This is a genomic window from Cruoricaptor ignavus (genome assembly GCF_900141665.1).
Taxonomy (GTDB): Bacteria; Bacteroidota; Bacteroidia; order Flavobacteriales; family Weeksellaceae; genus Cruoricaptor; species Cruoricaptor ignavus.
The window spans coordinates 107,210-132,235 of record NZ_FQYI01000004.1 but is presented as its reverse complement, the minus strand read 5'-3'; the positions used below and the strand labels follow the sequence as shown (position 1 = coordinate 132,235).

Sequence of the window (25,026 nt, the reverse complement as noted above, 5' to 3'; positions counted from 1 at the left end):
ATAAAAATTAACATAGCAAAATTTTTTTTGTCAGGAAAAAAATTAGTTGGCGCCGAATTTAAAATCAGAACAATTAATTTTCAGAATTTTTCACTAAAATTAAAAACTTTAACAAAATTTTATTACAAATACAAACTTTGATTTATCAATTAAACATCCTGGAAAGTTCCTAAAAAAAACTGTAAGATACCCGCCTCCTGGGTATCTTACAGTCACATAATTAGCTTTTCGCTGGTTAATTTTTATCCCAGAAGATCTTCGTATAGAGAAAATCTCCGCCTATTGCTGCCGCGCCAGCAGCATAATTTGTAGGGTTGGTCGTTTTCTCAGAAGTTGGGTAGGTCAGGCGCACAGGTACTTGCCCATTCGCACTGTTCACGGCACCCACCGCTGGCTTTAGCTTAGGATAGTCAAGCCGGCGCCAAAAGTTCCAGGCCTGCACCGGCTGGTTGTACATAGCTACCCAGGCTTCCATCCCCAGGGACTGCTTCCAGTTCGCAGCGCTGTACGGGTTTGCCAAGAGGTATGCATCTGCTTCTGCAGCGGTTTTGCCCCACTGTGCAAACGAGGCCCTCACAGCGTTTTTATAAAGTTCTTCCGCATTCCCAATATTCCATCTGGCGGCTGCTTCTGCAAGGTAGAACGCCACCTCTGTGTAATTTAGCAAAATGCCCGGCGTGGTGGCTGTATAGGCGAACTTCCCAGGCGCGGAGTACTGCTTGAACGGGGAGTTTTCTCCAATAACGCCTCCAATATATGCGCCGTTTCTGAGCTGAAAGTACTCGCTTCTGCGGGCGTCCTGGGTGCCGTTCATATGGTCTACAATAGTTTTCCCGGCTACGAAATCATTCCTGTTGGATGCTACCAGGTTGCTGTAGATCTGGTTGAAATTTGGCGAGGCAGAAAGATAAGGAAGCAGGCAGTCATCCGCGCCTGAAGTGAAAACTCCGCCTCTTATTGCAGCCTCACAGGTAGCTTTCGCGAGCGCAGGATCTGCATCAGCGAGAGCTATGCCAAGCTTTAGAAGAAGTGAGTTGCCAAATTTTTTCCAGGAAGCGGTTTTGCCATTATAAAACTTCTCCCCGGAGGTAAAGCTCCCCGCGGAAGTATCCAGGGACGCAAGGTCTGCCTGCAGTCTTTTGATCAGCCCTGCGTAGATATCCTTGCCGCTGTCGTACTTAGTTAGCGTATTCTGCTCGGCGACTAGGGCTTCGGTATACGGCACATCCCCGAAGGTATCTACCAGCACCTGAAAGGTATAAACCTGCAGCATATCAATAATGGCAAGCTGGTTTACCTTAGTTTGCTGCCAGGTAGCCTGCTCAGCGGCTGTGGGGTTATATTCGTTCACCAATTTTTTCGCCTGGTCCAGATTCTTCAGAGTTCTCACATAGGTATAATCGAACACCCGGTTGGAGACGTTGCGCGTATCGAAATCGTAGCGGCTCTCGTCGGTATAGGTGGTTTCCTGCCAGTACTGCATAGTGAGGCGCAGGTTGTTCACATTCACATTTGGGGTGTTCATATAGTCCGTAAGCTGCTTCTCAGCATAGGTCACCAGCGTAGAAGGCACCGTGGTGTAGTAGCTATTCGGGTCTTTATTGAGTTCCTCCATCCTTGCATCATCTACGCAAGAATTCATCAGAGGCGCAGCGGCGATTAGCGCGATTAAATATTTTTTCATGTTTTGTTGAGGTTAGAAGTTTAGTTTTGCATTAAGAGAAAAAGTCCTGGTTGCCGGCAGCGGGCTGGTCTGATAGCCCTGAACATTCCCCGCGGAGAGGCCGAATTCCGGATCTGCATACGGCAGATCTTTTTTCATAATCCAAAGGTTGTTCCCTACAAGGCTGAGAGATGCGCCGTAAAGGAATGTATTCTGAAGCAGCTCCCTCGGGAAGGTGTAGGTGAGCGCTACCTCGCGGAGCTTTACATAGGTCCCTTTATAAACAAACTGCTTTGCAGGGAATGCGGCATAGCCCATAGCACCAAACTCGGAAGCATCCAGGCGGATGTCGTTCTGCACATACACCGGGTTGTCCTTAGTGCCGGTATTCTTCACGCCAGGGAGAATGTAGCCCCCGCCATTCGCCAGCGTATTACGCACTGGGTTGCCCAGGTCGTTGATGAAAACCGTCTCCGGATAGAGGCCAGTAGCCTGCCCGTAGTATTGGTCCAGGGAGAAGATATCGCCACCTTCTCTCCAGTCTACCTGGAAGGATAGGGCGAGCTGCTTCACGGAAACTTTGTTGACAATTGAGCCAAACCATTTCGGCTGCATATTTCCGATTACGGAATTACCGTCCGTTTTTACATATTTTCCATCCGCTCCTACGATTTTGTTTCCGTTACCGTCGTATTTAAAGTCGCTACCTTTTATGGCTCCAAACTTTTCCCCCTTGGTGGCATTTACCGTCACACCTCCCTGGAAGCTTCCCAGAGTAATGTTCTCCACACCCTCGGCAAGCTCTGTAACTTTGGACTGAGGATTTGACCAGTTGATGTTCATATCCCAGGTTACTGCTTTTGTTTTCACCGGTGTAGCGTTCAGGGATACTTCTACACCCTCGGAACGCATATTTCCTACATTCTGGAATTTGTAAAGCACACCGGAGGAATAGGATACCGCGAGCGGGAGGATCTGATCTGAGGTGTCATTCTGGAAAGCTGCGACATCAAAGCCGAGCCTATTGTTGAAAAACTGAAGGTTCAGGCCGATTTCCTTAGACTTGGTTTTCTCCGGCTTCAGGCTGCTATTCTTTGCGGTGGTATTGTAATAGTATGTTGGCGTACCGAATGGCGTAGAGGTATAATACTGGTTATTTAGCTGGTTAGCCTCGGTATCGCTGCCCACCTCGGCATAGGAAGCCCTCAGTTTACCAAATGAAAGGACTTGAGAATCTTTCAGGAAGTCCCAACCGGTTAGCACGATACTTCCGGAAGCGGAATAATACCAGTAATTGTTCTGATTATCCTGCGTCGGCAGGGCTGTAGAAGTATCATTTCGTACATTTCCTTCAAGATAGTAGGTATTAAGGAAGCCCAAATTGGCACCAGCGAAAATGCCATAAATTCTTTTCGTAGTATTGGTCAGCAGCGGATTGTTCGGCGTGGTAGCAGAGTTGGTAATGGAGTACACGCCAGGCACAAAAAGCCCGCCCTGCGTTCCCTGAGCATTGGATTTGAAGCTTTGGACATTAATGTTAGTACCCAGAAGCGCGTTCACTGTCACATTATCTCCTGCGAAAACACCTTTATAATTACCGATCACATCGTAGTTTTCCTCACTTCTCCGCTGGGTCATCATAGCATAGCCGGATGGCTGGTTACCGACGGCTGGCCCGATGGACATATTATCCGGCAACGAACCTATCGCGCGGCGCTCATCTATAAAGTACTCGTACCCGTCGTGGGACATCCTCGCTACTACATTAAAGTGCTCGTTTATATCATAATTCAAGCTGAAGTTCCCGGCGAATCTCTGTCTAGAATCCGTAATGTAGTTTTCATTCAGCTGGAAATAGACATTGTTCCAGTACGCTGGGGACACATCATTAGCATCCTTAATGTTCCAGGAAACATTTCGCCCGGTAAGCTTATAGAGCGCCTTCTGCTCTTTGATATCCACATTGGTGGCCCACCATTGGCGGAAGTTACCCGTGATGCCGTGGTAGCCTGTCGGGTTTTTACCGCGGGTATGCTGATCTACATAGGTAGCATATAGGCTCGCCGTAAAGTTCGGCGCAATTTTATACGACGCATTCCCCGTAATGCTGTTTTTGTTGAGATAAGTATTCGGGAGGATGTCCGTACCATTCACATTCTGGTAAGAAAGGCGGAAGCTGGACACCTCATTTCCTTTCGAGAAGGAAACGGAGTTGTTATAATTGAAGGCCGTTTCAAACAGCTTTGAAGGATCATTCTTCGCTGCCACCCAAGGTGTAGCCTTTCCGTATGTAGGCGATCCCGGGATGAATGCCGCATACTGCCACACAAGCAGGTTCGGATCAAACGCCGCCCCGTAGGATGCATCCTCGTAAGTTGGCGCCATAGGCTCGCCGTTGTAGCTGTCGAAGTAGCCCTTGTTCAGGGAGTAGCCCGTACCATAGCCCTGCCCGTACTGCGTCTGATATTTCGGGAAAGTCTCCTTATCAATCACCGATACAGAAACGGAAGAGCTCAGATCCACATCATACCTTTTGGAAGCCCTGCCTTTTTTTGTGGTAATGATGATCGCCCCATTGGCAGCGCGCGAGCCGTAGAGCGCAGTGGCAGCAGCACCTTTCAGCACATTCATTTCCGCGATGTCATCCGGGTTGATATCCGAAATGGTATTTCCCATATCTATCGCAAGCCCCGAGTTCCTAATGGAGTTGGATGAGTTAATCATCGGCGTGCCGTCGATCACGAACAGCGGCTGGTTATTTCCCGTCATAGATCGGTATCCACGCAGGGTAACATCTACTGAGCCCCCGATATTACCACTCGTTTTGATGCTCAGACCAGCGACCTTTCCGCTGAGGTTGCTCGTAAAGTTGGCAGTTGGCACCCTTGCCACATCCTCTGCCCTCACAGATTGTGTGGAATAGGTAAGCGAGCGCGCTTGCTTCTTAAGGCCCAACGCAGTTACCACTACACCCTCGATGTCCTTGGTCTTTACCGAATCGGTTTTCTGCCCGTACAGGCTGGCACCCACAAAGAATAGCGCGCCTATAGGCATTAATTTCAGTTTAACATTCATTGATTAACAGTTTTTAGGTTTATCTGTGCAAATATGTTAATAAAATTTAATATAGCAAATTTTGAAATGCAATTTTTTCATTTATAAAAGCAATTAGGTTAACAAAAACACATTTAATAAACATTTAAATGTAATTTATCTAATAAAATTTGCGTATACAGAAAATACTCTGCAATCACAATGATTTTTATTATAAAAAATTTATTTTAAATTTCTAAATAAAAAAAGCTGCCTTAAATGGCAGCTTTACAGTTATTTACAACTGGGGATTACTTCAATTTCTTCTTCACCTCTACCTCCTCATAAACTTCTAGGATGTCGCCCACTTCTATATCGTTGTAGCCACGGATGTTCAGGCCGCACTCATAGCCTTTAGTCACTTCCTTCACATCGTCCTTGAAGCGTTTCAAGCTTTCCAGCTCGCCGTCGTGTTTTACGATGCCGTCCCTCAGCACACGGATCTTGGAGTTCCGCGTTACCTTTCCGGAAAGTACCATACAACCTGCAATCGTACCCACTTTCGAAATCTTGAAGGTTTCGCGCACTTCCACATTTCCGATAACCTGCTCACGAATTTCCGGCGAAAGCATCCCCTCCATCGCTTCCTTCACATCATCAATCGCCGCATAGATTACGGAATAGGTGCGGATTTCAATCTGCTCTTTGTCCGCCAGATCCCGTGCATTGGCACCGGCACGAACATTAAAGCCGATGATCACCGCATCGGATGCTGTGGCAAGAAGCACATCAGATTCCGTAATCTGCCCTACACCGCTGTGCAGAATGTTCACCTGGATTTCCGCCGTAGAAAGCTGCTGCAGCTGATCGGAAAGCGCCTCCACAGAGCCATCCACATCACCTTTCAGAATAATATTCAGCTCCTTGAAATCGCCCAGCGCAATTCTCCGCCCGATTTCATCCAGCGTAAGATGCTTCTTCGTCCTGATGGATTGCTCGCGCTGCAGCTGCTCCCGCTTGTTCGCAATTTGCTTCGCTTCGCGCTCATCATCGAACACACGGAATTTATCGCCGGCAGTTGGCGCACCATCCAACCCAAGCACCGTCACTGGAATGGATGGCCCGGCTTCCTTCATATTTCTGCCGCGCTCATCCAGCATCGCTTTCACCTTGCCGTGGTTTTTACCCGCCAGAAGATAATCGCCCACCTTCAGAGTTCCCGCCTGAACAAGCAGCGTGGAAACATAGCCCCGGCCTTTGTCCAGCGAGGCTTCGATAATTACACCCTGGGCGTTCTTGTCCGGATTGGCTTTCAGCTCCAGCAATTCTGCCTGAAGCAAGACCTTGTCCAGTAGCTCATCCACATTGTTGCCAAACTTTGCGGATATTTCCTGCGACTGGATATTACCGCCCCATTCTTCCACAAGAATATTCATTGCGGAAAGCTGCTCACGGATTTTGTCCGGATTGGCATTCGGCTTATCCACTTTGTTGATAGCGATAATCATCGGAACATTCGCTGCCTGGGCGTGCGCAATGGCCTCCTTCGTTTGCGGCATCACCTCATCATCCGCCGCAATCACGATGATTACGATGTCCGTAACCTGCGCACCTCTCGCACGCATCGCCGTAAAGGCTTCGTGGCCCGGTGTATCCAGGAAGGTGATGCGCTCTCCGCCCTCCAGCTTCACATTGTATGCACCGATGTGCTGCGTGATTCCTCCGGATTCTCCGGCTATCACATTGGTTTTTCTGATGTAATCCAGCAGGGAAGTCTTTCCGTGGTCCACATGGCCCATCACGGTAACGATTGGCGCACGAAGCTCCATATCCTCCTCATTATCAGGCTCTTCATCTGCCGCTGCCTCTTCCAGATCGGCATCCGCAAACTCGATGTTGTAGCCGAATTCATCGGCAACCAGTGAAAGCGTATCGGCCTCTAGGCGCTGATTCATTGTTACCATTACGCCAAGTGAGAAGCACGCCGAAATCACTTCGGTAGGGCTCACATCCATCAAAGCCGCCAGCTCTCCCACGGTGATGTACTCGGTAACTTTCAGCGTTCTGTCGGATGCCTCCAGCTCCTGTTGGAATTCCTCCTGCTCTCTGCGGAAAGTCCTCTTTTCCTTTCTGTATTTCGCACCCTTGGATTTTCCGCCTTTGCTCGTCAGCTTTTCCAGCGTTTCCTTGATTTGGTTCTTCACCTGCTCATCCGTAAGCTCTGCAGCCGGCGCGTTTCTTCTGCCGCCCTGCTGCCGCTGTCCGCCGCGGTTTTGTCCGCCCTGGCCTTGCTTGCCTTGACCCTGACTGCCGCGATTCTGGTTATTGTTATTGCTCTGCTGATTTCCGGATGCAGGTTTTTCTATCCGCTTGCGTTTTTTCTTGTTGGCGGAAGGTTTCGGCCGCTCAAACTGGGACAGATCTACTTTTTCCTTGAGAATCTTAGGCCCGTCCAGCTTTTGGTAAACGGTTTCAATTTTTTCCGGCTCTTGCGGCTGCTGGCTTTCTTTTGCAGGCTCCTCCTTGGTTTCAGCAGGTTTTTCCGCAGCCGGTGCCGGCATAGTTTCCGCCAGGCTTGCCTTAGGCGTATCCCTTGCGGTTTCTGGTTTTTTGTTTTGAGATTTCTCCCTGCCCCGGCTGCGTCCCTTGCGGGAAACCTCCACGGCGGACAGGTCTATCTTGTCCAAAACCTTAAACTCCTGCTTCGGTTCTGCGGGAGCTTCTTCAGCAGAATTTTCCTGAGCGGCTTCTGCCTGGGATGGCGCGGGCTGTTCGGGCTCTGCCTTCTTAGGCTCCAGATCTATTTTGCCCAAAACTTTTGCTGCAGGCGTTGCAGCCTTGGCTCTTATGACCTCAGGTTCTTTCTTTTCTTCCAGCTCCAGCTTCTCTTCCGGAACTTTGGAAATGACGACCTCGCGGGAAGCCCGGCGCTGCTCCAGATCGGTAGCAAACTCGGATTCCAGCGCAGAGTATGCCGCATCGTCCAACTGGGAGTTGGGGTTACTGTCTACTTCGAAGCCTTCGCCTTGCAGAAATTCCACTACGCGGGCTACGGAAATATTGAACTCTCTTGCGGCTTTATTTAATCTAATTTTTGACATACAAACTTGCGGTACCGCTATTTGGCGCGGCTAATTTAACTTTTTTCTTGGTTATTCCCGGCTAATCTTCAAACTCGGCGCGGAGAATCTGCTTCACTTCCTCGATGGTCTCCTCCTCGAGGTCTACGATATTCAGCAGGCTGTCGGTATCCTTGTCGAGAACGCTCTTTGCCGTGGTAAGGCCTACCTCCTGGAAGGCTTCTATAATCCAGTCCTCAATCTCATCGCGGAATTCCTTCAGCTCTACATCATCATCCTCACTGGTCTCGCGGTATACATCGATTTCGTAGCCGGAAAGCTGGGATGCGAGGCGGATATTCTGCCCCTGCTTGCCTATCACGCGGGAGATTTCGTCCACCGGCGTGTACACCATCGCGTAGCTTTCCTCCGGGTTGGTTTCTATTTTGTTAATGGTCACATTTCCCAGCGCTCGCTTGATGAGTACTTCCGGGTTTTTGGACCATTGTATCACATCGATATTTTCATTGCGGAGCTCTCGCACCACGCCGTGGATGCGGGATCCCTTCACGCCCACGCAGGCACCTACGGGATCGATTCTGTCGTCATAAGCATCCACCGCGATTTTTGCTTTTTCGCCCGGTATGCGCACGGCTTTTTTAAGGATGATGGTGCCGTCTTGAATTTCCGGGATTTCCAGCTCCAGCAGCTTTTCGAGGAAGAGCGGCGAAGTTCTGGATACGGTGATCTGCGGCTTGGCACCCTTGAAGTCCACACTTTCCACCAGGGCGCGTACGCTCTCGCCTTTTTTGTAAAAGTCTGCCGGGATTTGATTTTCCTTCGGGAGGACGAACTCATTCCCGTCGTCATCCAGGAGGATTACTTGCTGGCGGCGTATGTGATGCACCTCGCCGACTACGATCTCCCCGATTCTGTCACGGAATTCCTCGTACAGCAGCGAGTTGTAGAATTCCTGGAGTTTCGTAGCAAGGATTTGCTTCAGGCTGAGGATGTTGCGCCTGCCGAGTTCCTCTATCGGAATTTGCACGCTGTACTCCTCTCCCACCTCATAGCTTTCATCAATTTTCCGAGCTTCGGAGATTTCTATTTCTAGATCGTCATCCTCGGACATCTCGTCTTCCACGATGCGCTTGTTCAGCCAGATTTCGAAGTCTCCCTTATCCGGGTTGATGACCACATCAAACTGATCATCAGTCTCGTACCTTTTTTTCAGCAGCGTTTTTAGCGACTCCTCAATGATGGCGGTCAGCTCGCTTTTGCTGATATTTTTCTCGTATTTAAAGTCGCCCAGGGCGTCCAATAATGCCTGTGTATTCATTTTTACAATTTACACTTCTGTTTTTTATTGAGTTTAAAATTTTATGACAACTGCCGCCTTTTTTATTTGCGAATAAGGAATTTCGCGCTCCTCCTCCACATCTACCTTGCCTTTGCCGACATCTTTCGGTTTTCGGTAGCGCAGCATTAGGGCTACGGAATCTCCATCCGCGCGGGTTGCCTCACCTTCTATTTCGGTATCATCCTCCAGCTGAAGGCTCAGCGTTCTACCAATATTTTTCACAAACTGGCGGGGCTTCAGCAGCGGCTCCGCAGCACCGTAGCTCATCACCTGGAGGGAGAAATCCTGCACCTCCCTGTCGAGGTTGTTCTCTATGGCGCGGCTCGCATCCAGGCAGTCCTGAAGGCTTACGCCCCCATCCCCGTCCAGCACTACGGTGACATCATTCCCAGCGGAGATTTTTAAATCCATCAGGAACAGATCGGGACGGCTTTGCAAAAACTCCGTGAGCAGCTGCTCTACTTTTTGTCTGAATTCCATTTTTTATAAAATTTGCGGCTGTTTCTACGAAAAAAGGCTTTCTTTCGAAGGCCTTCAGACATTAATACCGTAAATCGTGTGCAAAGATAGAAAAAAAGATTTTAGAACCAATAGGTGAATTGTGGCGGGATGAGTGATGCAGAAAACCGCATAAGCGAGTTCCCGCAACTTTAAAATGCTGCGCTTATACCCTTCTTCGGCGAAACAGCCGGTATCCTGTAAGGATTAGCAGAGCCAGCAAAACAATCCCCGCGCCCACCGCGCCTACCAAACCCAGCCCCCAGGCGGCAATAACCAGCGAGCCCAGCAATGCGCCGCCGCCGATGCCTATGTTATAAATTCCGGAGAATATGGACATCGCCACATCCGTTGCTTCGGGCGCAAGTTTCAGCACCTGAAACTGCAGTGCCATCACGACCACCCTCCATCGGCGGATTGAGTGGGCTGAATCTCTCATTTTACTGAAGGAGGGCATAAAATGCTTCAGTATTTTGAATCGGGAAAAATAATAAGGCTGGGTTTATTTCAGAACTTTCTGCACGAAATCCCACTGCACATCAAAACTTTGGGGCACAGATTGCCTATGGTTTGCAGATTTTATCTCTTTGAAATCCACGCTCAGCCCGCGCTTTTTCCAGTTTTCTGCAAGGCGGCGCACGGTATCACCAGTTACCGTTACATCTTCCGTACCCAGGATGACCAGCACATCGCCCTTTGGTTCCATCAGCTCCAGCCTTTGGGAATCCATATAATCCTGCAGCTGTTTTGTGTTCGGATTTTCCTTTAGCATATCCTTCCCGGAAAGTTGAGAATAAGATTTGCGAAGTTCGGTAAGTCCCATTTTATCAGCGCTTTGAATCATTTCTTTACCTTTTTCGCTCAAGAAATCATCTGCCTTCACCGCATCATTTGCATTTATTGCACCGCCCAGCAAAATCGGGATGAAGCCAAGATTGTCGCCTTCAATCATCCGCAGAATATCTTCCGGTTTTAGGCCCTTAGCCTTCAATTCCGGCATTACAATTTCGCTGTCACCAGGCGCTATGGAAATCGTTCCCACCAGGCCTTCTGCCGCATTATCCGCAGCAGAAATTGCGGCGTATCCACCCTGAGACCAACCTATATTTATCCATTTTCCAGAAGTCTGGTGTTGAGATTTTACGGTTTTTACCAAGTCATTTACCGCATTGCTCAGGCTTTGCCTGTTCAGGTAAGTGCCTTTAGAATCTTCCGAGCCCAGGCCTTCGTAATCGGGCTGCACAACGATGAAGCCTTTCTGCACCCAATTGTCCAGATAACCTGCCACCATCAGCAGCGCATCTTCGTTGGCACCGCCTTTTTGGAACAGCGAAGGCGCAGCGTTTCGGGAAATGCCCGTGGTGCCGTGAGCCCAGGAAATAATGTGCGTTCCGGCCTTATTCTGCTCATAATTTTCAGGGAAAGTTACAAGGCCGGTCATCCAGATTTCATTGCCTTTAGCACCGGTGGATTTATATTTTACAAGGTAGGTTTCGCCACTTTTCGGCGCCGCAGGAACTTCGGATTTTTCCTTTTTGGTGAAAATTGCATTCTCTGCACTCATTTCTTTTTTTGTTAAATTATTTTCCGATGAATTTGTTTTCTCAGATTTATTGCAGGAGGACATCAACAGACAGCCGATGAATACTCCGTATTTAAAGTTTTTCATAATTGAATTTTTATTGTAAGCAATTTAGCAAAACCAAGCATTACAAACACAAATTTTTTCGGGTTTTAACTTAACACTTTTTATTACCTTTGCCCGAAAATTTCATTTACTAATGAACATTACCATCGTTGGCACGGGCTATGTAGGCCTGGTGACCGGAACTACGCTGGCCGAGCTGGGAAATTCGGTATATTGTGTGGATATCGATGCGGATAAGGTGCAGCGGATGAAGGAGGGCATCGTACCCATCTACGAACCAAACCTGGAAGAGATGTTCCAGCGGAACATAGAAGCGCGCCGTCTTTTCTTTACCACCCACCTGAAGGAAGCGCTGGATAAATCCGAAGTGGTTTACCTCGCCCTGCCGACGCCACCCGGTGAAGATGGCTCTGCAGACCTTTCCTATGTGCTGAGCGTGGCGAAGGACATCGGCAAAATGATGACGGATTATAAAGTCATCGTAAATAAAAGCACCGTGCCGGTGGGAACTGCCGACAAGGTGCGCGAAGTGATTTCGGCAGAAACGAACATCCCGTTTGATGTAGTTTCCAACCCGGAATTTCTGCGCGAGGGCTTCGCCGTGGAGGATTCGATGAACCCTGCAAGAGTAATAGTGGGCGCATCTTCCGAGAAGGCGAAGGAGATAATGGCGCAGATTTATCAGCCGTTCACCAACACCGGTGTGCCGCTGATTTTTATGGATGAAAAATCTTCCGAGCTTACGAAATACGCCGCCAATTCCTTCCTTGCCGTGAAGATCACCTTTATGAATGAAATCGCCAACTACTGCGAAAAGGTGGGTGCCGATGTGGATAAGGTGCGACTTGGGATGGGAAGCGACGACAGGATTGGCCACCGCTTTCTTTTCCCGGGCATTGGCTACGGCGGAAGCTGCTTCCCGAAGGATGTGAAGGCGCTGGTAAAATCTGGCAAGGATGAAGATTTTGAATTCAAGATTCTGGAGGCTACGGAAGACATCAACCAAAAGCAGAAGGTGATCCTGGTGGATGCGATGGAAGAATTCTTCGGCGATTTAAAGGGTAAAAAGGTTGCGGTTTGGGGCCTCGCTTTCAAGGCGAATACGGATGACATCAGGGAGGCATCGTCTCTGGACAATATTAAAATATTGCTGGAAAAGGGCGCAGAAATCGTGGCATACGACAGGATTGCGGAAGAAAATGTGCGCAGGATTTTAGGCGATAAGCTTGAATATGCTGCGGATATGTATTCTGCACTGGATGGCGCAGACTGCCTATTCATCGCCACCGAATGGCCACAGTTCAAGAACCCGAATTTTGACCTGATGGCTGAAAAGCTGAACAACAAGGCCATCTTCGACGGCCGCAATATGTTCCCGGTAGAGCTTCCGGAGCAGCACGGCTTTTATTATAAATCAATCGGCAGGAGGACAAGTAAATCTAACATTTGATGGAACAGGAGCACCAGCAGTGGACGGAGACCATTGAGGCCAATCATTCCCTTTTAGATCTGAGGCTTGGCGAAGTCTGGCGGTACAGGGATTTGGTGATTATGTTTATAAAGCGGGATTTCGTCGCAAGCTTTAAGCAGACCATTCTTGGCCCGATATGGTTTTTCATTAACCCGATATTTACTACGATAGTCTATTTAGTGGTATTTGGCGGAATCGCAAAACTTCCGACGGACGGTATTCCGCAGGTTCTATTTTACCTTTCTGGCGTAACACTATGGAACTATTTTTCTGCCTGCCTTTTGGGAACCGCCAATGTATTTCGAGGCAATGCCAATATTTTCGGCAAAGTCTATTTTCCGAGACTAATAATGCCGATTACTATCGTGGTATCTAACCTTATGAGTTTCGGCGTACAGTTCTGCCTGTTTTTGGTAGTGTGGATTTATTATCTTTTTCAGGGTGCTATAATGCCGAACTGGTGGATATTGGCAACGCCCTTTTTAATTCTAATGATGGCTTCATTAGCTTTAGGCGTGGGTATGATCTTCTCTTCGATGACCACCAAATACCGTGATCTTTCGATGCTGTTGTCTTTCGGAGTCAGCCTGCTAATGTATGCTACTCCTGTGATTTATCCTGTGTCGGCACTCACGGGAATTTGGCGCAAGCTCGCGTACTTCAATCCCCTCACAGGGATTTTTGAATGCTTTAAATACGCCTGGATGGGCTCAGGCGATTTTGATGTAATAATGCTGGGAATCAGTGCATTAATCATTGCTTTGCTGCTCATCATCGGAACAATAATATTTAATAAGGTGGAGAAGAGTTTTATGGATACGGTATAGGTGGTTACGAGTTGATGAAAAGGTTTTAGGATATCATGATAGTGCTATATTATGACGAGAATCTTTTCATCGGGTAACGCTCTCTAGTCTAATTCTACGTCACACCGATAACACCCTAACTGCCATAACGACACAACTTCTATAAACTATCTTTTTCCTAACCTCATACCAAACTAATCCACATAACTTGCAAACGAAATGCTCGCACTAAAAGCAGAAAACATATCAAAACAATACAGACTAGGACAGGTAGGTACAGGTAGCCTGCAGCACGACCTAAACCGCTTCTGGCACAGAATACGCGGCAAGGAAGATCCTTACCTAAAAATCGGTGAAGCCAACGACCGCTCTACCAAGGGCGAAAGCGAATATGTATGGTCGCTTCGTGACATCAACTTTGAAATTGAGCAGGGCGATGCAGTGGGCATCATCGGAAGAAACGGCGCTGGGAAATCTACCCTGCTGAAATTGCTCAGCAAGGTAACGAAGCCAACTACCGGGAAAATCTATACAAATGGCAGAATTGCATCACTGCTGGAAGTAGGCACCGGTTTCAATCCCGAAATGACTGGCAGGGAAAATATTTTCCTCAATGGCGCCATCCTTGGTATGAACCGCAAAGAAGTGCGGCGCAAGTTTGATGAAATCGTGGCGTTTTCCGGCGTGGAAAGGTACATCGATACACCAGTGAAGCGCTATTCATCCGGGATGTATGTAAGGCTGGCCTTCGCCGTGGCAGCGCATTTGGAATCGGAAATATTGATCGTGGATGAGGTGCTTGCCGTGGGCGATGCGGAGTTTCAGAAGAAATGCCTGGGCAAGATGGGAGATGTAAGCAAGGGCGAAGGCCGCACGGTGCTTTTCGTGAGCCATAATCTGAGTGCCGTGAAGCAACTTTGCAGAACGGGAATTCTGCTGCATCACGGCAAACTGCTTGAGCAGGAATATGTTGGTGAAGTTTTAAATTCATATATCAACCTCAGCAGCCCTGAAGGCGCAAGCCTTGATTTCAGCGATGATGAAAGTCTGGAAGCACAAATTTTATCCGCAAAACTATGCGATGCCAAAGGAAATCTGCAGGCAGAATTCTACACTTCCGAAGATGTTTTCTTAGATATAAAAATCAGAAACAGCTGCAGTGACCCTAAGGCAAGGCTCAATTTTTCAATCTCGGACAGGTTTGATAACTTGCTTGCAATTGAGCGTAGAAACCTTTCCTCCATCGGCATTTTGAATTTCAGAATAACCATACCTAAAGACAGCCTGATGGCCAACAACTATTTGATAGGCTTCGCTATAGACATACCCAAAAAACGAGTATTGCATTTCCCGCAGGAAAAGTTAGGGCTGTCCATCCTGAATCTGGAGCAGGAACAGTTTATAGATGGCGATACGGATAACGGAATAATTAAACTCCCGATCTTATGGGAAATGTAAAGAATATCCTACTCCTTTCTACACAGGATAACAACGGTGCCTATCTTTATGTGGTAAAGTTGGCAGAAGTCCTTATTGAAATGGGCCACAATGTAAGGATACTGGTAAAAATCAAAACCCAAAACCTGCCCTTCATCACCCAGTACCTACCGCCAAAACGAAAGCGCGAAACGCTTTATGATAAGGCATTGTGGAGGATTAGAGAAAAGATAATGCCCAGCCAGCCGCTTGAAATCATAGATGGCAAGTATGCTTTCATCAGCTACAATGAGCTGAAAGAAAACGAACCAGCGGAAGAGCTGCTGCGGCAAACGGGCTTCACGCCGGACTACATCTTTACTGGTATGACGAGGAACTTCCTCAACTCTACAGATATAAGAAACCTGCAGCTTCTTACCGAAGCTAAAGTTTTTACACTAATGGTAGATATGAACCACTTAACCGGTGGCTGCCACTTTGCCTGGGACTGCGATGGCTACATAAAGGGCTGCCCAGCGTACTGCCCAGCCATTGGCAACAATCCAAGGGCGATGATGAACCACCAAAGAAAATATGAAAATGCAACACAGGGAAACTGGGAGTGCATAGCCGCATCATCGTGGACGCAAACGCAGCTGGAGCAGTCAAAAATTTATCGGAATCAAAAAAACAAATACAACTTTAACAGCATTATAGACACCAGAATATTTAATTCTGATAATAAAAACATTGCCAAAAGAATCTTCGGGCTGGATGATGACACCTTTTACATTCTCTGCGGTGCACAGGGCGCCAACGAGAGAAAAGGTTTTGATTATATGAAGGAAGCAATGAATATTTTTGCTCAGAAACAAAGCCAAAGAAGAGCATCATTACTATTAGTATCCAACGGTACAAACCCAGCGTTTGACTCTGTAAATATTAGAAAGCACTTCGTCCCTTACATAAAGGATTATCGCTTGCTATCCCTTCTCTACCAGTCAGTTGATGTTTTTGTAAATTCATCTATTGAAGATTCCGGGCCTATGATGGTTTCTGAAGCTCTGGCCTGCGGAACGCCTGTGATAGGTTTTGATATGGGCATCGTGAATAATATGGTAATTACGGGATATAATGGCTATCGTGCAGAATTGAGAAATTCTGCAGACCTTGCAAAAGGGATTGAAGAAATTTACAGCCTTACTCCTGAGGAATATGCGCAGTATTCAGCCAATGCCGTGAAACAGGTGGAAGAATTCTCTTCGCACAACTATGTGAAATCCGAACTTGAAAAAATACTTGTGTGATACGGAAAATTAAGAATAGGATGATAGAAAGGTTTTATTACCTGCTAAAAAATTTCCACGAAAAAGAAGCCCACCGAAAAATCAGGGATTTAGGCTTTAAATCAGTGGGAAATAATTTCAGCCTTCGCAAAGATTACTGTATATCGGGCGCTGAAAATATAAGTATTGGTCATAATTTCCACGCAATGGCGCGGCTTAGAATGGAGGCTGTGCAAAGCTGGATGGGAGAAAAATTTGAGCCGCAAATTACCATCGGAAACGATGTAACATTCAATAGCGATGTGCAGATTCAGTGTATTAACAAGGTAGAAATCGGAAATAATTGCCTCTTTGCTGGCAGAATATTTGTTAGCGACCACGATCACGGAAATACGGATTATCAATCATTACAAATTCCGCCGTCAGAACGCAATCTGGTGAGCAAGGGTGCCGTAATTATAGAAGATAATGTTTGGATTGGGCAGGGCGTGGTGATTCTATCAGGCGTTCGTATCGGTAAAAATGCTGTGATTGCTTCAAATGCAGTGGTTACAAAGGATATCCCCGCATATTCAGTAGCTGGCGGCATTCCTGCCAAAATTATTAAAGAGTCAGCATTATGAAAATCACCCTTTATCTGATGTCAGAAAAAGGCTTTGAAACTTTGAAATGCCTTACAGAAAACAACTTTGCCGCTACAATTGAGTCGGTGATTGGCAGTAGGGATGGCAATGTGCAGCAGGATTTTTACGACGAAATAAAGGCGCTGTGCAGCAGCCACGGCATAAAGCACTTTGACAGGAAAGACGGCTACCGCCCCGCATCAGAATATTCGCTCGCCGTATCGTGGCGCTGGCTAATACCAGAGAGCAACGGCAGCCTGATTGTGCTGCACGATTCTCTGCTCCCAAAATACCGCGGCTTCGCACCTTTGGTAAATATGCTGCTAAACCGGGAGAAAACCATAGGCGTTACGGCGCTTTTCGCTACTGAAGATTACGATAGCGGCGATGTTATTTATCAGTCGGCTACAGAAATTTGCCATCCAATTACTATTGAAGACGCGATAAAAACCATCACCAGAAACTACAGGGAATGCGCCCTTTTTATTTTCGAAAAAATAAAAAACGGCGAAGCTCTTCCAAGGAAAAAGCAGGATGAAACCCAGGCTACCTACAGCCTTTGGCGTGATGAGGAGGATTACCGCATCAGCTGGGAAGATTCCGCCGAGGAAATCCTGAACCACATCTATGCATTAGGGCATCCCTATAAGGGCGCATCCGCTTTTATAGGCGATGCTAAAATTCGGATTTTCGCGGCAGAACTCTCGGAAGATTTGAAGATAGAAAGCCGGGACGTAGGCAAGGTAATTTTCATAAAGGAGCAATGCCCTGTGGTAGTTTGCGGAAGCGGTTTGCTGAAATTAACCGACATTTGCAGCGATAATACCGGCGAAAGTATTTTGCCACTGAAAAATTTTAGGACGAGATTTAAATGAGAATCCCTTTCAACAAACCCTATTTTACGGGGCTGGAAACGCAGTACATCGAAGAAGCGGTAAAATCCGGCAAGATTTCCGGCAACGGTGTGTTTACTCAAAAATGCCAAAAGTTTTTCGAAAACCGCTACGGCTTCCGCAAAACGCTGCTGACCACATCCTGCACCGATGCGCTGGAAATGTGCGCCATCCTTGCAGAAATTGGCACCGGGGATGAAGTCATCATCCCGAGTTTCACCTTCGTTTCCACGGCGCTTGCCTTTGTGCGCGAAGGTGCCAAAATCGTTTTTGCAGATTCCTGCGAAGAACAGCCCAACATAGATGCTGAAAAGATTGAAGCCCTGGTTACGGAGAAAACCAAGGCCATAGTTGCGGTGCACTATGCCGGTGTAGCCTGCGATATGGAGAAGATAATGGCTATAGCTGAGAGGCATAACCTGATTGTGATTGAAGATGCTGCACAGGCTATCGACAGCTACTACACTTTTAGCGACGGCAGCAGGAAGGCCTTAGGCAGCATTGGGCATCTCGGCGCGTTTTCCTTCCACGAAACCAAGAACATTATTTCCGGTGAAGGCGGAATGCTCACGATTAACGATGAGCGCTTCATCAGCCGTGCAGAGATTATCTGGGAAAAGGGTACCAACCGCTCCCAGTTCTTCCGCGGCGAAATCAACAAATATGGTTGGGTAGATACAGGCTCTTCCTTTCTTCCGAGTGAAATTATCTCAGCATTTCTTTGGGCGCAGCTTGAAAACCTTGACAGCATTCAGAAGCGCAGGCTGGAAATCTGGCATCAGTATTACACCGAACTGAAAGACAACTCAGAATTTTCCCTGCCAGTAATCCCTGGCTACGCCACGAACAATGCCCATATGTTCTACATTGTTTTCCCAAATCAGGAAAAACGCTCGGCGGCCATACAGGCTTTGAAACAGCGGGATATTCTGGCGGTATTCCATTACCTTTCGCTTCACCAAAGTGAGTTCTACAAGAATAGGCACGATGGTAGAGAGCTCCCGAACTCAGACAGATTTGAAAACTGCCTGCTGAGGCTACCGCTGTACTTCGAACTTGAAAATACCGAAGTGCAGGAGATTGTTGATGTTTTAATCAGTAAAAATATTATTCGTTTACAATGACCCAAAAAGTTTCAATAATAGTTCCCTGCTACAATCAGGAAAATTTCATAAGAGAAACCTTGCAGTCTGTACTAGACCAGACTTATGAGAAATGGGAATGCCTGGTGATAGACGATGGTTCGCAGAACAACTCTGCAGCCGTGATTAAATCTTTTGCAGAAAAAGACGACCGCATTAAATATTTCTACCAGGAGAACGCAGGAGTCTCTGCCGCAAGAAACAACGGGCTGAGGCACGCCACCGGAAAGTACCTGCTGATGCTGGATGGTGACGATGTGCTGAACCCAAGAGGTGTGGAAGAGGCCGTGGAAGAATTTGAAAAAGACCCAGAACTTTTAGTAGTGTTTTCGGACACCACTTCCTTCGGCGAAGGCATAGAGCCGAAAAGCAGTAATTCTGCGCCGCAATTTGGGCTGAAGGAAATACTGCTTACAAATATGCTACACACCAGTTCAATGTTCCAACGCAAAGATGCAGAAGGCGTTTTCTACGATGAGCCGCTTGGACAGCCAAGGCAGGATTGGGACTACTGGATAAGGCTTTTCACGAAAAACCGCGATAGGAGCAGCAATGTAAAAAAGATCGATTATCAGATTTACCGTTACAGGAAGCATCCTAAATCTGCACACGATTTAAGCAAGAAAGATCCGGCCAGAATCAAACGAGCTGAAATTTTGATATTTGAAAATCATAAAGATGTGATTTATGAGTTTTATCCAAGCTACTACAGAGCGCTAAGCCGGATGCTTTTTTACGAGCAGAAACTTGAGAAAATCTACAGCAGCAAGCCGTATAAGATTTATGATAAAATCGTAAAACTTTTTAAATGAACACCTATACCCACATCATCACCACGCGCTTTAATGTGCCCACAGAAAGCTGGACGACCACAAGAACCGGCCACAAAGCGCTTTCCGAAGAATGGCTGAGAGACCGCTTTGAGATTTTCGGCAAATACTGCTTCCCGTCTTTTAAAAATCAGTCGGAGAAAAACTTTGTCTGGCTGGTGTTCTTCGATGAGCAGACCAACGATTTCTACCGTGAAAAAATAAAGGTTTTTAAGAAAGAATTTCCAAACTTCACACCGGTCTTTGTAAAGGATTTCCCTGCGATGGCAGCCTTCGTGGAAGATTTCGCCCAAAGCCAAAATACGGATTTCATCATCTCTGCCGATATTGATAACGATGATATGCTTCATCGCGATTATGTAAAAACGGTGCAGCAGTATTTCCAGCCGCAGCACGATTTCGTGATTGATTTAAGGATCGGCCTGCAACTTGCAATTCTTCCGGGAAACAAGGCCACAGTAAGCGAAGCCTATATGGCGGGAAGCCCTTTCGTAAGCCTGGTAGAAAAAACACGGCAGGCAAAAACCGTGATAAAGGACAAGCACCCTGTGTACGCCAAATATCCTGAGATTGCAATTGAGAATAAAAACCCGATGTATATCCAGCTGATCCATCAGTTTAATATGGTGAACAACGAAACCAAAGGCCTGAAACGCCTTGCCTCTTTTCCGCAGCAGGAATATGGAATTGTGGGAGAACGGATGCTGGAGGTTTCAAAAACCGATGCTTTGCTGGCGAATTTGAGAAGGCTTTCTGGCAAAGTGCTGAAAAAACTTAAAGTAAAAATATGAAAGCTAACTTCTTCGTCATCATTGCTACTTACAACGCTATGAAGTGGGCAGAGCGGTGCTTCGGCAGTTTGCGCCGCAGTTCGCTGCCGGTGAAAATCATCGTGGTGGATAATGGCTCTACGGATGGCACGCAGGATTTTATTAAAAATAATTTCCCAGAGGTAGAGTTCATACAATCCGAGGAAAATCTTGGCTTCGGGAAGGCGAACAACATCGGCATTGAAAAGGCTTACCGGCAGGGCGCAGAATTTTTCTACCTGATGAACCAGGATGCCTGGATTTTTGAAGATTCGTTTGAAAAGCTGCTGGAGGTTTACGAAAACCATCCTCACAAAGAAGAAATCGGGATACTGAGCCCGATGCATCTGGATGGTAGCGAATTGCGGCTGGACCCACATTTTGAAATGTATTTGGCGAGAGAAAGCACTTCAACCAGGGTACTTTCCGACCTATTTTTTAACCGGCCTGAAAATACTTATCCCTCAAAATTCATCAATGCTGCGCACTGGCTGCTCCCTAAAACTACGATTGAAAATGTGGGCGGCTTTAATCCTTACTTTTTCCACGGCGCTGAGGATCACGATTATGTGAACAGGGTGCATTTTCACGGTCTGAAAGTCTTTTTCACCACACATTCCAAAGTTGTGCACGATGCAAGACCGCTGATCGATGAAAGCAGATCGGCAGAAAAAATACGAAAAGACACTGCCGATGGATTACGGCTTAGGACGGAAACAAGATATCTAGACCCTAATTTTAGTTTTGATATAAATACAGCAAAAAAGGAGTTCCGAAACGATGTCATTAAACTTTTACTAAAAGGGAAAAGGTATGAAAGTGACATCTATGCTGAAGTGTATAAAAAGCTGAGACCGCAGATGAACAAATTCGCGAAATTGCGCAAAATATCTGAAACCGATCCGCACGCTTTTCTAAAACTGTAATGGAAAAACTTCCCATCAGCATCTGCATCCTTTCTTGGGATAACCGCATATCTCTAGAAAATTCCCTGAAATCCTACCGAAAACACGGGCTTCTGGATCTGTCGGACGACATCACCATCCTCTTTCAGGAAGGCAGCACACACGATGAAAAACTGGCGGAGAAATTCGGTGTGAAATTCATCAGCCTGAAAGAAAACATCGGCATAGGCAAAGGAATCATCAGGCTTGCAGAAAATGCAGGATACGAACATTTCCTTTTCCTGGAGAACGATTGGGAGCTGGTGGAAAACCGCGAAACACTTTCCGCAGAACTCAGCGAAGGCCTGGAACTTCTGAATAACGGCTTTCACATCATCCGTTTCAGGAGCCGGAAAAAGCCCGGGCATCCGCTATATTCCATCAGGCACAAAGGCAACGAGCTGAATTATTACGACGACTGGCACAAAGTATCTTCACCGCACTTGCTTGAATCGCTACACTGGCTGGATCCCGCCGAGCAATTTCCGGATAAAATCCAGAAGAAAGGAAAATTTTTTGTAACTACATCCCGCTGGGCCAACTGGACGAACAATCCCTTCCTGATGCGGAAAGAATTATTTTTGCAGAAAATTGCGCCCTTTGCAGGAGAGGGCGTGCAGTTTGAAAGAATCATCGCACCGTGGTGGGTACAGCAAGATTTTAAAATTGCACAGGGCGAAGGCTTGTTTATGCACAACGATTTGAAGAAATATCCTACGCCGCGCATTTTGGCGAGAATTAAAAAACGAATCAGGCGACTATTGAATTTGTAGAAATATGAAAATCCTTTTTCACGAGAACGAGCTGAACTACCGCGGGCAATCTACCGCGCTGTACGATTATGCACATTTCAGTGAAGAATTCTTTGGGCATCAGGCCGTCATTATCTACAACAAGACCCTGCCCACCAATCATCCTGCCGGCATCGAAAAATTCAAAAAACGCTTCGAAGTTCTCGAATATTCTGACCCGAATGAAATTGACGGCTTCATCCGCAAAGGAAATTTCGACCTGTTCTACAATATTAAAAACGGTAATATCGACGGCATCGACACCAAAGAATGCCGAAGCGCCGTGCACACGGTTTTCAAATATTACGAGCCGCACGGCGATGTGTACGCCTATGTTTCGGAATGGCTGTCTCAGGTGATGACTGGTGGCAAAGCACCCTTCGTACCGCATATGGTGAACATCCCGCTAAGTACGGACGAAAACTTGCGAAGCGAACTGAACATACCGCAGAATGCCAAAGTATTCGGCTATTACGGCGGCGCCGCAAGCTTCAACATAAAATTTGCGCAGGAAGTGGTGGAGAAAACCGCGAGGAAGTACCGCGATATTTTCTTCATCTTTATGGGCGTAAGCCCTTTCGTGAAAAAATCCTGGTGGAGTAGCCTGCCGAAAAACATCATCTTCCTGCCGCCTTCATCGGATATGCTGCAAAAGGTGAAATTCATCAACACCTGCGACGCACTGCTTCACGCCAGAGAGCGCGGCGAAACCTTCGGCATTACCGTGGCGGAATTTGCGCTGATGGGCAAGCCTGTGATTACCTTTGCCGGTGCGCCGGAAAAAGCGCACATAATGGAGCTTGGCGAGGAGGCGCACTACTATACCGACAAGCGCAGCCTACAGGAAATACTGCTGGATGCGGATTTAACGAAAAACGCAGCCCACCGTTTTAAAAAATTTTTGCCGGAAACCGTGATGAAGAAGTTTAACGAAGTTTTTTTGAGATATAATCAATAATCTATGTGCGGAATAGCAGGCATCATCACACCAAATGCAGAAAATTACAGAGAGCATCTGAAACGGATGACCGACAGCATTGCGCATCGCGGTCCCGATGCTGAAGGTTTCCAGTTCTTCCAGAATGCAGCCCTGGGGCACCGCAGGCTTTCCATTGTGGACCTTTCTGAAAGCGGCGCACAGCCAATGTTTTCCGCTTCCAAGAAGGAATGCATCGTGTTCAACGGGGAAATCTACGGCTACCAGGAACTGAAGAAAAAATACGGCTACCCGTACAAAAGCAGCACGGATACAGAAGTAATACTGGCGATGTACCAGGAGAAAGCTAGCGAAATGCTGAACGAACTTCCCGGGATGTTTGCTTTCGCAATCTGGGATGAGGCACGACAGGAACTCTTCTGCGCAAGAGACCGCTTCGGCGAAAAACCCTTTTATTACGCCTTCGGAAAAAATGGGGAATTCCTCTTCGCATCAGAAATCAAGGCGATTTTAGCTTCCGGATTGGTGCAGCCGGAAATCAGTCCAGATGCCCTTTATCACTTTCTGAAATATGGCTATGTAAGCGCACAGCAAAGCATTTACAAAAACATTTCCGTAATTCCGCCCGCACATTTTTTAATTTTCAGGGAAGGCAAAGTTTCGCTGAAGCGCTACTATTCCTTACCGAAAAACGACGGGCAAATTTCACTTGCCGAAGCGAAGGAAGAATTCACACACCTGCTGAAAAACGCAGTAAAGAAACAGCTGGTAGCCGATGTGGAAGTCGGCAGCTTTCTGAGCGGTGGGCTGGATTCTTCCACGATTGTTGCAATGGTGAACGAATTTTTACCAAAGCAAACCACGATAAGTTTCGGCTACGAAGGCGAAAGAAGCGAGCTGAAATTTGCCCGGGAAATTGCCGATAAATACAAAACGAAACATATAGAAATCCACGAAAACCGCGGCGATATTGCCAAAGAAATTCTGCGGGCGGCAAAATTCCTGGACGAGCCTTTTTCCGATATGAGCTACACGCCGCAGTTCCACATCAGCGAAGCGGCAGCCAGGTACCTCACGGTAATTCTTGCGGGAGATGTGGGCGATGAGCTCTTCGGCGGCTACGATTTCTACAGGGTGGAACATCAGCTGAGGAGCCATTTCAGCTATAGAAACATTGTCGCAAAATTCGGACTGAAACTCTGGTCGAAATTTAGAACGACTTCTTTCATTACGCAAAAAAATCTTGAGTACAGCAGCATTCTGGATTTCCACCAGAACTTTGTGCGGAATTATTTTGCCGCTTCGGAAATCGAAGCGCTGGGCATTAATGCAAAATACCGGCAGGCCTATAGCTTCACCGCCCATCCTGATTCGCTGAATGACATTATGCGGACCGACTTGGAAAAATATGTACCAGGGAATATGCTGGTAAAATCCGACCGGATGGCAATGGCCAATTCACTGGAAGTGCGCACACCCTTTCTGGATAAAGAATTTGCAGAATTCTGCATTTCGCTGCCTGAAAACCTGAAGATTGACGGTGAGAATGATAAAATAATCCTTCGCGAAGCGGTGGGGGAATACTGGACGGAAGGCATCCGCCAACGCAGAAAGCAGGGCTTCGGTTCCTCGGTTTCTGCCTGGCTGAATACAGATTCAATGAAAATTCTCAGCAATGAAATTCTGGGAAGTAAGCAGAACAAAGTTTATGATTTAGTAGATTACAACGCTGCCCAGCAGTTTTTAAACGGCGGCAAACAGCACTGGAACCTTCTGCAGCTGGGAATTTGGGCGAACAGCTTTGGAACCAAATAACC

20 protein-coding genes are annotated in these 25,026 nt (G+C 47.1%); 13 read left to right on the top strand and 7 right to left on the bottom strand.

The features are described 5' to 3' along the window. Positions 1 to 235: 235 nt before the first annotated feature. The 7 genes from BUB43_RS05780 to BUB43_RS05750 all read right to left on the bottom strand — a co-directional run bounded on the left by BUB43_RS05780 (position 236) and on the right by BUB43_RS05750 (position 11,282). Positions 236 to 1,684, bottom strand: a complete 1,449-nt coding sequence (locus tag BUB43_RS05780; protein ID WP_073179171.1) for a SusD/RagB family nutrient-binding outer membrane lipoprotein — start codon at positions 1,682 to 1,684, stop codon at positions 236 to 238. A 12-nt stretch (positions 1,685 to 1,696) separates the two neighbouring features. Next, on the bottom strand, positions 1,697 to 4,738 hold the full coding sequence (locus BUB43_RS05775) for a SusC/RagA family TonB-linked outer membrane protein (protein WP_073179170.1): 3,042 nt from the start codon (positions 4,736 to 4,738) through the stop codon (positions 1,697 to 1,699). 269 nt (positions 4,739 to 5,007) lie between these two features. Beyond that, a complete protein-coding gene (gene infB, locus BUB43_RS05770) occupies positions 5,008 to 7,797 on the bottom strand; it encodes a translation initiation factor IF-2 (protein ID WP_073179169.1) in 2,790 nt (929 codons plus the stop codon). Positions 7,798 to 7,858: 61 nt separating this feature from the next. After that, positions 7,859 to 9,094 carry a transcription termination factor NusA gene (gene nusA / locus BUB43_RS05765; RefSeq protein ID WP_073179168.1) on the bottom strand — a complete coding sequence of 412 codons (1,236 nt, stop codon included), beginning with the start codon at positions 9,092 to 9,094 and terminating at the stop codon, positions 7,859 to 7,861. 33 nt (positions 9,095 to 9,127) lie between these two features. Beyond that, positions 9,128 to 9,595: a ribosome assembly cofactor RimP gene (gene rimP / locus BUB43_RS05760; RefSeq protein WP_073179167.1), complete on the bottom strand. Its 468-nt coding sequence runs from the start codon at positions 9,593 to 9,595 to the stop codon at positions 9,128 to 9,130. Between the two features lie 184 nt (positions 9,596 to 9,779). Next, complete coding sequence (locus BUB43_RS11360; protein ID WP_185113764.1) at positions 9,780 to 10,052, bottom strand: hypothetical protein; 273 nt, start codon at positions 10,050 to 10,052, stop codon at positions 9,780 to 9,782. 63 nt (positions 10,053 to 10,115) lie between these two features. Beyond that, on the bottom strand, positions 10,116 to 11,282 hold the full coding sequence (locus tag BUB43_RS05750) for a lipase family protein (protein WP_083541169.1): 1,167 nt from the start codon (positions 11,280 to 11,282) through the stop codon (positions 10,116 to 10,118). A 112-nt stretch (positions 11,283 to 11,394) separates the two neighbouring features. Between BUB43_RS05750 and BUB43_RS05745 the strand changes: the two genes are divergently transcribed. From BUB43_RS05745 to asnB, 13 genes are all read left to right on the top strand, one after another. After that, a complete protein-coding gene (locus BUB43_RS05745; RefSeq protein WP_073179165.1) occupies positions 11,395 to 12,711 on the top strand; it encodes a UDP-glucose dehydrogenase family protein in 1,317 nt (438 codons plus the stop codon). Then, positions 12,711 to 13,559 (top strand): ABC transporter permease, encoded by an 849-nt coding sequence (locus BUB43_RS05740; protein ID WP_073179164.1) that lies wholly within the window; start codon positions 12,711 to 12,713, stop codon positions 13,557 to 13,559. The genes BUB43_RS05745 and BUB43_RS05740 overlap by 1 nt, the downstream gene beginning before the upstream one ends. A 198-nt stretch (positions 13,560 to 13,757) precedes the next feature. Next, a complete protein-coding gene (locus BUB43_RS05735; RefSeq protein WP_073179163.1) occupies positions 13,758 to 14,996 on the top strand; it encodes an ABC transporter ATP-binding protein in 1,239 nt (412 codons plus the stop codon). Then, entirely contained in the window at positions 14,984 to 16,261 is a 1,278-nt protein-coding gene (locus BUB43_RS05730; RefSeq protein ID WP_073179162.1) for a glycosyltransferase, read from the top strand. The genes BUB43_RS05735 and BUB43_RS05730 overlap by 13 nt, the downstream gene beginning before the upstream one ends. A 20-nt stretch (positions 16,262 to 16,281) precedes the next feature. Next, positions 16,282 to 16,863: an acyltransferase gene (locus BUB43_RS11530; RefSeq protein ID WP_083541166.1), complete on the top strand. Its 582-nt coding sequence runs from the start codon at positions 16,282 to 16,284 to the stop codon at positions 16,861 to 16,863. Next, on the top strand, positions 16,860 to 17,738 hold the full coding sequence (locus BUB43_RS05720; RefSeq protein ID WP_073179160.1) for a methionyl-tRNA formyltransferase: 879 nt from the start codon (positions 16,860 to 16,862) through the stop codon (positions 17,736 to 17,738). The genes BUB43_RS11530 and BUB43_RS05720 overlap by 4 nt, the downstream gene beginning before the upstream one ends. Beyond that, positions 17,735 to 18,880 carry a dTDP-4-amino-4,6-dideoxygalactose transaminase gene (gene rffA, locus BUB43_RS05715; protein ID WP_073179158.1) on the top strand — a complete coding sequence of 382 codons (1,146 nt, stop codon included), beginning with the start codon at positions 17,735 to 17,737 and terminating at the stop codon, positions 18,878 to 18,880. Before BUB43_RS05720 ends, rffA begins: the two co-directional genes overlap by 4 nt. Then, positions 18,877 to 19,710 carry a glycosyltransferase family 2 protein gene (locus BUB43_RS05710; protein WP_073179157.1) on the top strand — a complete coding sequence of 278 codons (834 nt, stop codon included), beginning with the start codon at positions 18,877 to 18,879 and terminating at the stop codon, positions 19,708 to 19,710. The genes rffA and BUB43_RS05710 overlap by 4 nt, the downstream gene beginning before the upstream one ends. Then, positions 19,707 to 20,519: a glycosyltransferase gene (locus BUB43_RS05705; protein ID WP_073179155.1), complete on the top strand. Its 813-nt coding sequence runs from the start codon at positions 19,707 to 19,709 to the stop codon at positions 20,517 to 20,519. The genes BUB43_RS05710 and BUB43_RS05705 overlap by 4 nt, the downstream gene beginning before the upstream one ends. Then, on the top strand, positions 20,516 to 21,463 hold the full coding sequence (locus BUB43_RS05700) for a glycosyltransferase family 2 protein (protein WP_073179153.1): 948 nt from the start codon (positions 20,516 to 20,518) through the stop codon (positions 21,461 to 21,463). The genes BUB43_RS05705 and BUB43_RS05700 overlap by 4 nt, the downstream gene beginning before the upstream one ends. Further along, positions 21,463 to 22,254 carry a glycosyltransferase family 2 protein gene (locus BUB43_RS05695; RefSeq protein ID WP_073179151.1) on the top strand — a complete coding sequence of 264 codons (792 nt, stop codon included), beginning with the start codon at positions 21,463 to 21,465 and terminating at the stop codon, positions 22,252 to 22,254. Before BUB43_RS05700 ends, BUB43_RS05695 begins: the two co-directional genes overlap by 1 nt. 4 nt (positions 22,255 to 22,258) lie before the next feature. Then, a complete protein-coding gene (locus BUB43_RS05690) occupies positions 22,259 to 23,230 on the top strand; it encodes a glycosyltransferase (RefSeq protein ID WP_073179149.1) in 972 nt (323 codons plus the stop codon). A 3-nt stretch (positions 23,231 to 23,233) separates the two neighbouring features. Continuing rightward, positions 23,234 to 25,024 (top strand): asparagine synthase (glutamine-hydrolyzing), encoded by a 1,791-nt coding sequence (gene asnB, locus BUB43_RS05685; RefSeq protein WP_073179147.1) that lies wholly within the window; start codon positions 23,234 to 23,236, stop codon positions 25,022 to 25,024. Positions 25,025 to 25,026: the final 2 nt, after the last annotated feature.

Excerpts from the sequence above, each read along its gene's own strand:
- BUB43_RS05750 (WP_083541169.1), bottom strand. The coding sequence starts at position 11,282 with ATGAAAAACTTTAAATACGGAGTATTCATCGGCTGTCTGTTGATGTCC.
- BUB43_RS05700 (WP_073179153.1), top strand. The coding sequence starts at position 20,516 with ATGAAAGCTAACTTCTTCGTCATCATTGCTACTTACAACGCTATGAAG.
- BUB43_RS05730 (WP_073179162.1), top strand. The coding sequence starts at position 14,984 with ATGGGAAATGTAAAGAATATCCTACTCCTTTCTACACAGGATAACAAC.
- rffA (WP_073179158.1), top strand. The coding sequence starts at position 17,735 with ATGAGAATCCCTTTCAACAAACCCTATTTTACGGGGCTGGAAACGCAG.
- rimP (WP_073179167.1), bottom strand. The coding sequence starts at position 9,595 with ATGGAATTCAGACAAAAAGTAGAGCAGCTGCTCACGGAGTTTTTGCAA.
- BUB43_RS05740 (WP_073179164.1), top strand. The coding sequence starts at position 12,711 with ATGGAACAGGAGCACCAGCAGTGGACGGAGACCATTGAGGCCAATCAT.
- BUB43_RS05745 (WP_073179165.1), top strand. The coding sequence starts at position 11,395 with ATGAACATTACCATCGTTGGCACGGGCTATGTAGGCCTGGTGACCGGA.
- asnB (WP_073179147.1), top strand. The coding sequence starts at position 23,234 with ATGTGCGGAATAGCAGGCATCATCACACCAAATGCAGAAAATTACAGA.
- nusA (WP_073179168.1), bottom strand. The coding sequence starts at position 9,094 with ATGAATACACAGGCATTATTGGACGCCCTGGGCGACTTTAAATACGAG.
- infB (WP_073179169.1), bottom strand. The coding sequence starts at position 7,797 with ATGTCAAAAATTAGATTAAATAAAGCCGCAAGAGAGTTCAATATTTCC.
- BUB43_RS05720 (WP_073179160.1), top strand. The coding sequence starts at position 16,860 with ATGAAAATCACCCTTTATCTGATGTCAGAAAAAGGCTTTGAAACTTTG.
- BUB43_RS05710 (WP_073179157.1), top strand. The coding sequence starts at position 18,877 with ATGACCCAAAAAGTTTCAATAATAGTTCCCTGCTACAATCAGGAAAAT.
- BUB43_RS05775 (WP_073179170.1), bottom strand. The coding sequence starts at position 4,738 with ATGAATGTTAAACTGAAATTAATGCCTATAGGCGCGCTATTCTTTGTG.
- BUB43_RS05690 (WP_073179149.1), top strand. The coding sequence starts at position 22,259 with ATGAAAATCCTTTTTCACGAGAACGAGCTGAACTACCGCGGGCAATCT.
- BUB43_RS11360 (WP_185113764.1), bottom strand. The coding sequence starts at position 10,052 with ATGAGAGATTCAGCCCACTCAATCCGCCGATGGAGGGTGGTCGTGATG.
- BUB43_RS05705 (WP_073179155.1), top strand. The coding sequence starts at position 19,707 with ATGAACACCTATACCCACATCATCACCACGCGCTTTAATGTGCCCACA.
- BUB43_RS05695 (WP_073179151.1), top strand. The coding sequence starts at position 21,463 with ATGGAAAAACTTCCCATCAGCATCTGCATCCTTTCTTGGGATAACCGC.
- BUB43_RS05780 (WP_073179171.1), bottom strand. The coding sequence starts at position 1,684 with ATGAAAAAATATTTAATCGCGCTAATCGCCGCTGCGCCTCTGATGAAT.
- BUB43_RS05735 (WP_073179163.1), top strand. The coding sequence starts at position 13,758 with ATGCTCGCACTAAAAGCAGAAAACATATCAAAACAATACAGACTAGGA.
- BUB43_RS11530 (WP_083541166.1), top strand. The coding sequence starts at position 16,282 with ATGATAGAAAGGTTTTATTACCTGCTAAAAAATTTCCACGAAAAAGAA.